Genomic DNA, 4964 nt, shown 5'->3' with positions numbered 1-4964 from the left:
GAGGAACATCCGGAAGGACACGTGGCGGGCGAGATGCAGGCGGGGTACCGGCTGCACGACCAGACGCTCCGTCCGAGCCAGGTGGCGGTTTCGAGCGGCATGGCCGAGGAATCGACCGCACCCCAGGACGAGAACCGCCAGGGCGAGCCGGACGAAGACGACGCGAACGCAGCGGAAGACTAAGGGGACGAGGATGCCGACTTACGAGTACCACTGCGGGGCGTGCGGGCATCGGTTCGAACGATTCCAGTCGATTACGGCCGACCCGATCCGCGTGTGCCCGGCGTGCAAGAAGCGCAAGGTGCGCCGGCTTCTCGGGAAGGGCGGGGCGGTGCTGTTCAAGGGGTCCGGGTTCCATGCGACGGACTACCGCAGCGCATCTTACAAGGAAGCGGCCCGTAAGGAAAGCGGCGCGGGGAAGGGATCGGACGCGGGGAAGGGGTCGGACGCGGGGAAGAAGAAAGGCGCGGACGGCAAGCCGGGCGCGAGCAAGGACTAGGCCGAAGGAGCGGCCCATGGCCGAACAGTGCCGATACTGCAAACGCCGGCTGGACCAGGCGGACGCCCAGCACGCGCGCTACTGGCCGTTCTGCTGCGAACGGTGCAAGATGGCGGAACTGGGCCACTGGTTTGAGGGGCGGTACGTAATCGGCCGGCCGGTGGACCAGGTGGCCGACGACGCCGCGCTGAAGGCCCCGGCGCCGCCGAGCGGAACGTCCCGCCGGGGAGGGAAGCCCGGCGGCGGGTCGAATAGTTCTTGACACCGCCGCGCGGTCGGCACAAGATGGGGAGGTTGAAGCGTCCCGGCGTTTCGGCCGGGCCGTGCGGTCACCTGTCGGCGAGCCAGCGCAAGGAGGAGCCCATGTCCGAGGAAACGCACGAAATCCAGGCCATCAACTGGCGTCAGTGCTTCTCGTTCCAGGAGATTCTTCGGTCGTTCCGGATGGCGATCCATCCGACGAAACTTCTGCTGTGCCTCCTGGCGCTCGTGGCCACGGCTTGGGGGGCGTGGGCGGTGGACCAGATCCCCGGCGTCGGCCAGACGAACGTCGCCGTGATTGGCGCGGCCGACTTGAACCTGGACGGGCGGATCAGCCTGTGGGATAACCTCAACCACGTCCTCACGAAAACCCTCTGGGGCACCTGGGCGCTGCCCTACGTCGGGGCGAAGACCTGGGACGACTTCTTCACGTTCCTGATGACGCCGGTGAGCGCGGCCAAGGAACTGGTGCTGCTGGCGGTGGCTTACTGGGAAGAGACGCCGTGGTTCGCCCTCGTGAACACGATCATCGGCCTGGGGATATGGGCGTTCATCGGCGGGGCGGTGACGCGAATGGCGGCGGTGCGGATCGCCCGCGAGGAGAACCTCCCCCTGAAGCGGGCCCTCGCCTTCTCGTGCCGAAAGTGGCCCAGCATCGTCTCCAGTCCGCTCATTCCGTTCGGCGTGCTGGTGCTCGTGGCCTTGGGCGTCGGCCTCGTGACGGGCTTCGCGCTGATGGTCCCGTACGCGGGCGAAGTGGTGGTGTCGCTCCTGTTCGGCCTGACGCTCATGATGGGCCTGGTGATGGCGCTGATCTTCGTGGGCGGGGCGTTCAGCGTGGGGCTCCAGTGGCCGACGATCGCCGCCGAAGGCTCCGACGCCTTCGACGCCATCAGCCGAAGCGTCGCCTATATCTCCAGCCGGCCCTGGCGGTACCTCTTTTACACGGTCTTCAGCGCGGTGTACGGCTGCCTGACGTTCATCTTCGTCAAGTTCGTGGCGTTCCTGACGCTCCGCCTGACGCACGAGGCGGTGAGCACGTTCACGTGGAACTGGCACGAGGCGGGCGACAAATTGCCCCGGATCTGGGCCGTTCCGACCATGGCGAATCCGTGGCCGGCGGCGGGCGGCGAACCCTGGGCCTCGACCGACGCCTTCGCGACCGTCCTCATCAGCCTCTATGTCTGGATTGTCCTGGGCCTCATGGTTTCGTTCCTTATCTCGTTCTTCTTCTCGTCGCAAACCGTCATCTACTTCCTCCTCCGTAAGATCGTGGATGCGACCGATATGGAAGAGGTCTACGTGGAAGAGTCCGAAGAGGAGGAACTCCCGATCGGCGAGAAGGCCGAGGGGCCGAAGCCGGCCAAGTTTGAAGAGGCCGAAGAGGGGAAATCCGAGTAGCCGCCGGCACAGTAGGGGACAGGCGGGCCGGGGCGTGCTGGGGATTGACGACCGATGGCAGGGTTTTGCCCGGATCGACATTTTCTCGCCGCTGGAGGTGATTGCCTATGAAGACCAAGACGTTTGATTGCGTGGCGATGAAGCGGCGCGGCGCGGCACGCGTCTACGAACAGACCAAGAACATGACGCACCGAGAACTGTTGGCTTTCTGGAAATCCCGGTCGGCCCTTCTGAGGCGTTCAAAAATCGCAGCCGGCAAATGATCTTCTCTTGGCCGGACAAGTCGAAGGGACCGATGAGGAGAAACTCCCGGTCGGTGAGAAGACAGAGGTGGCGGGCGAAGGATCCTAGGCGAACGCGAAGTTGGTGAAATCATCCGAAGGCCGGCGCTCGAACGGGCGCCGGCCTTTTTGTCGGGCCGAGCCGCTTTCCCCCGACGCGGTCAAGGGGCATGCGCTCGGTTCTACTCGCCGTTCTCCGGCGTCTTCTCCTGGTCCGCCTGTTGGCGCTGAGCCTTGGCTTGCCGCCTTCCTTCCGCTTGGCGGCGCTCATCTTCCGCCCGGCGTTGAGTCTCCGCTTGGCGGCGCTGATCTTCGGCCTTGCGTTGATCTTCCTGCTGTTGGCGCTGAGCCTCGGCTTGACGTTGAGCCTCGGCTTGGCGGCGTTCGCCTTCGGCCCGGCGTTGAGTCTCCGCTTGGCGCTCAGTTTCGGCCTTGCGCTGAGTCTCGGCTTGGCGGCGCTCACCTTCCGCCCGGCGCTGAGTCTCCGCTTGGCGCTCAGTTTCGGCCTTGCGCTGAGTCTCGGCTTTGCGTTGATCTTCCTGCTGTTGGCGCTGAGCCTCGGCTTGACGTTGAGCCTCGGCTTGGCGGCGTTCGCCTTCGGCCCGGCGTTGAGTCTCCGCTTGGCGCTCAGTTTCGGCCTTGCGCTGAGTCTCGGCTTGGCGGCGTTCGCCTTCGGCCCGGCGTTGAGTCTCCGCTTGGCGCTCAGTTTCGGCCTGGCGCTGAGTCTCGGCTTGGCGTTGATCTTCGGCCTTGCGCGGAGATTCCTGTTGTTGGCGCTGAGCCTCGGCTTGACGCCTTCCTTCCGCTTGGCGGCGCTCACCTTCGGCCTGGCGCTGGGTCTCGGCTTTGCGTTGATCTTCGGCCTTGCGCTGAGATTTCTGTTGTTGGCGCTGAGCCTCGGCTTGACGTTGAGCCTCGGCTTGGCGGCGCTCACCTTCGGCCCGGCGCTGAGTCTCCGCTTGGCGCTCAGTTTCGGCCTGGCGTTGAGTCTCCGCCTGGCGGCGTTGATCTTCGGCTTTGCGTTGAGATTTCTGTTGTTGGCGCTGGTCTTCCGCTTGGCGGCGCTGATCCTCAACCTGGAGGCGCTGCTGTTCGGGGCGGCGCTGATCCGCTTCGACGTAGGGCGGGTTGGGCAGTTGAGGTGCGGGGTCTGCAACCCGTCCAGGCGCTCTGCGAGGATCGTTCGTCCGAGGCCGAAAGACGGGGATCGCGTCCGGGCGACGGGGTGTCTGGCGGAACTCCTGGGGCGTGCGGACCTCGTAGACATGGGTGCGCGGCACGGGACGGCCGACAATCCTTTCGACATCGGCCCGCGGAATGCTGCGGTTCACCGGGCGGCCCCCGACGTTGACGATGTTCGTCACGTTCTTCGTGACGCGGATGACCGTGACGTTTGTGGAAGGCGCCATGGCGTGGCTGTGGGGCGGTTCGAGGAAATAGCGCTCGGGGACGAAGCACCAGGCCGCCACCTCGATGGCGTCGAGGTCGTCGGGGCCGAAGCGAAAGCCGACGCCAACCGACCAGTGGACCCTGGGCGGAAGCGGCGCCCAGCCGATGTACCCGCCGCCCCGGCGCCAGGCTACCCAAGCCGGTCCCCACTCCGTGCCCGGCACCCACACCCAACCGTACGGCCCGTCCCAGACCCACCGGCCGTAATGGAACGGGATGTAGCCCCACGGCCAGTCCGATACCCACACCAACCCGTACTCGTCCGTATCGACCCAATGGCCTCGCGTATAGGGTTGCCAGTCCGCGGGCACGCCCCGCGGGCGCCACACGTGGCCGTAGGCGGGATGTTCGCTCCAGGTGCCGTATGCCGACAGTTCTGTGTAGATGACCTCGATGCTCACGTCGAGCGGCGGCGCGGGCGCAGCGGCGACATAGGGCGGAGGACTTCTGTAATTTCCATAGACTCGGGTTGAGCCAGGGCGGCAACCCGCCGCTGCGAGGGCCAAGACCGCGGCGGACCCGAGGATCCGATGCGCGAGGCGTTTCATGGCCGGCCTCCTTTCGATGGGCATTCCCGGCCTGTCGACCGCCTTTCGCCGGGCTCATGCCTCTGCCCGTTCAGACGAACGGCCCGGGGGATTATTCTATTGCTGAAATTATTGCGCGCGCGATACTAATTTTTCCCGAGGCTTCGGCCTCGGTGCGAGGCGCCCGTCAAAGTCGAAGAGGCCGAAGAGCAGGGGCCCGCAGAAACAACTTGATGCCCTAATAGTTTTAGTGACGCGGTGACGTAGTGACGCAGTGACGGAGGCGGAGTTTGCCTTTTCCTCGTGGGGTGCCTCTGGATTCAGCGGGGTGCTAGCCGACGGTTTGCCGCCAAACGGAAAACGGCGCGAGGTACTTTGCGGCGCCTACGTCACTCCGTTACTTCGTCACTCCGTTACTCGTCAGACTCTCTCGAACGGCTCGTAGAGCCGCTGAAACTCGGCCTGGGCGAAGCGGTCGGTCATGCCCGCGATGTAGTCCGAGATGGCCCGCTCGAGGCCTTCCTCCTTCGCGCGCTTCTGGTAGGC

Annotated in this window: 7 protein-coding genes; 5 read left to right on the top strand and 2 right to left on the bottom strand. The window is 65.5% G+C overall.

Features of this window, described 5'->3' with window-relative positions:
• The 5 genes from grpE to NTX40_00720 all read left to right on the top strand — a co-directional run.
• Window positions 1-183: nucleotide exchange factor GrpE (grpE, locus tag NTX40_00740; GenBank protein MCX5647620.1), on the top strand; the 183-nt coding region annotated here is incomplete at its 5' end.
• A gap of 10 nt (window positions 184-193) precedes the next feature.
• Window positions 194-499: a zinc ribbon domain-containing protein gene (locus NTX40_00735; GenBank protein MCX5647619.1), complete on the top strand. Its 306-nt coding sequence runs from the start codon at window positions 194-196 to the stop codon at window positions 497-499.
• A 16-nt stretch (window positions 500-515) separates the two neighbouring features.
• Window positions 516-761, top strand: coding sequence for a DNA gyrase inhibitor YacG (yacG, locus tag NTX40_00730; GenBank protein MCX5647618.1), 246 nt, complete (start codon window positions 516-518; stop codon window positions 759-761).
• Between the two features lie 101 nt (window positions 762-862).
• The gene (locus NTX40_00725) at window positions 863-2161 is read left to right on the top strand and encodes a hypothetical protein (protein MCX5647617.1); all 1299 of its coding nucleotides are present in this window, start codon (window positions 863-865) and stop codon (window positions 2159-2161) included.
• 107 nt (window positions 2162-2268) lie between these two features.
• Window positions 2269-2424: a hypothetical protein gene (locus tag NTX40_00720; protein ID MCX5647616.1), complete on the top strand. Its 156-nt coding sequence runs from the start codon at window positions 2269-2271 to the stop codon at window positions 2422-2424.
• A 200-nt stretch (window positions 2425-2624) separates the two neighbouring features.
• Here NTX40_00720 and NTX40_00715 read toward each other — a convergent pair whose 3' ends face one another.
• Window positions 2625-4439 (bottom strand): hypothetical protein, encoded by a 1815-nt coding sequence (locus tag NTX40_00715; protein ID MCX5647615.1) that lies wholly within the window; start codon window positions 4437-4439, stop codon window positions 2625-2627.
• 399 nt (window positions 4440-4838) lie between these two features.
• The coding region (locus NTX40_00710; GenBank protein ID MCX5647614.1) for a deoxyguanosinetriphosphate triphosphohydrolase at window positions 4839-4964 on the bottom strand (126 nt) is incomplete at its 5' end.

The organism is Planctomycetota bacterium (assembly GCA_026387035.1).
Classification (GTDB): Bacteria; Planctomycetota; Phycisphaerae; order FEN-1346; family FEN-1346; genus JAPLMM01.
This window is presented reverse-complemented; position numbering and strand designations above follow the sequence as displayed.

Excerpts from the sequence above, each read along its gene's own strand:
- NTX40_00725 (MCX5647617.1), top strand. The coding sequence starts at position 863 with ATGTCCGAGGAAACGCACGAAATCCAGGCCATCAACTGGCGTCAGTGC.
- NTX40_00720 (MCX5647616.1), top strand. The coding sequence starts at position 2,269 with ATGAAGACCAAGACGTTTGATTGCGTGGCGATGAAGCGGCGCGGCGCG.
- NTX40_00735 (MCX5647619.1), top strand. The coding sequence starts at position 194 with ATGCCGACTTACGAGTACCACTGCGGGGCGTGCGGGCATCGGTTCGAA.
- NTX40_00715 (MCX5647615.1), bottom strand. The coding sequence starts at position 4,439 with ATGAAACGCCTCGCGCATCGGATCCTCGGGTCCGCCGCGGTCTTGGCC.
- yacG (MCX5647618.1), top strand. The coding sequence starts at position 516 with ATGGCCGAACAGTGCCGATACTGCAAACGCCGGCTGGACCAGGCGGAC.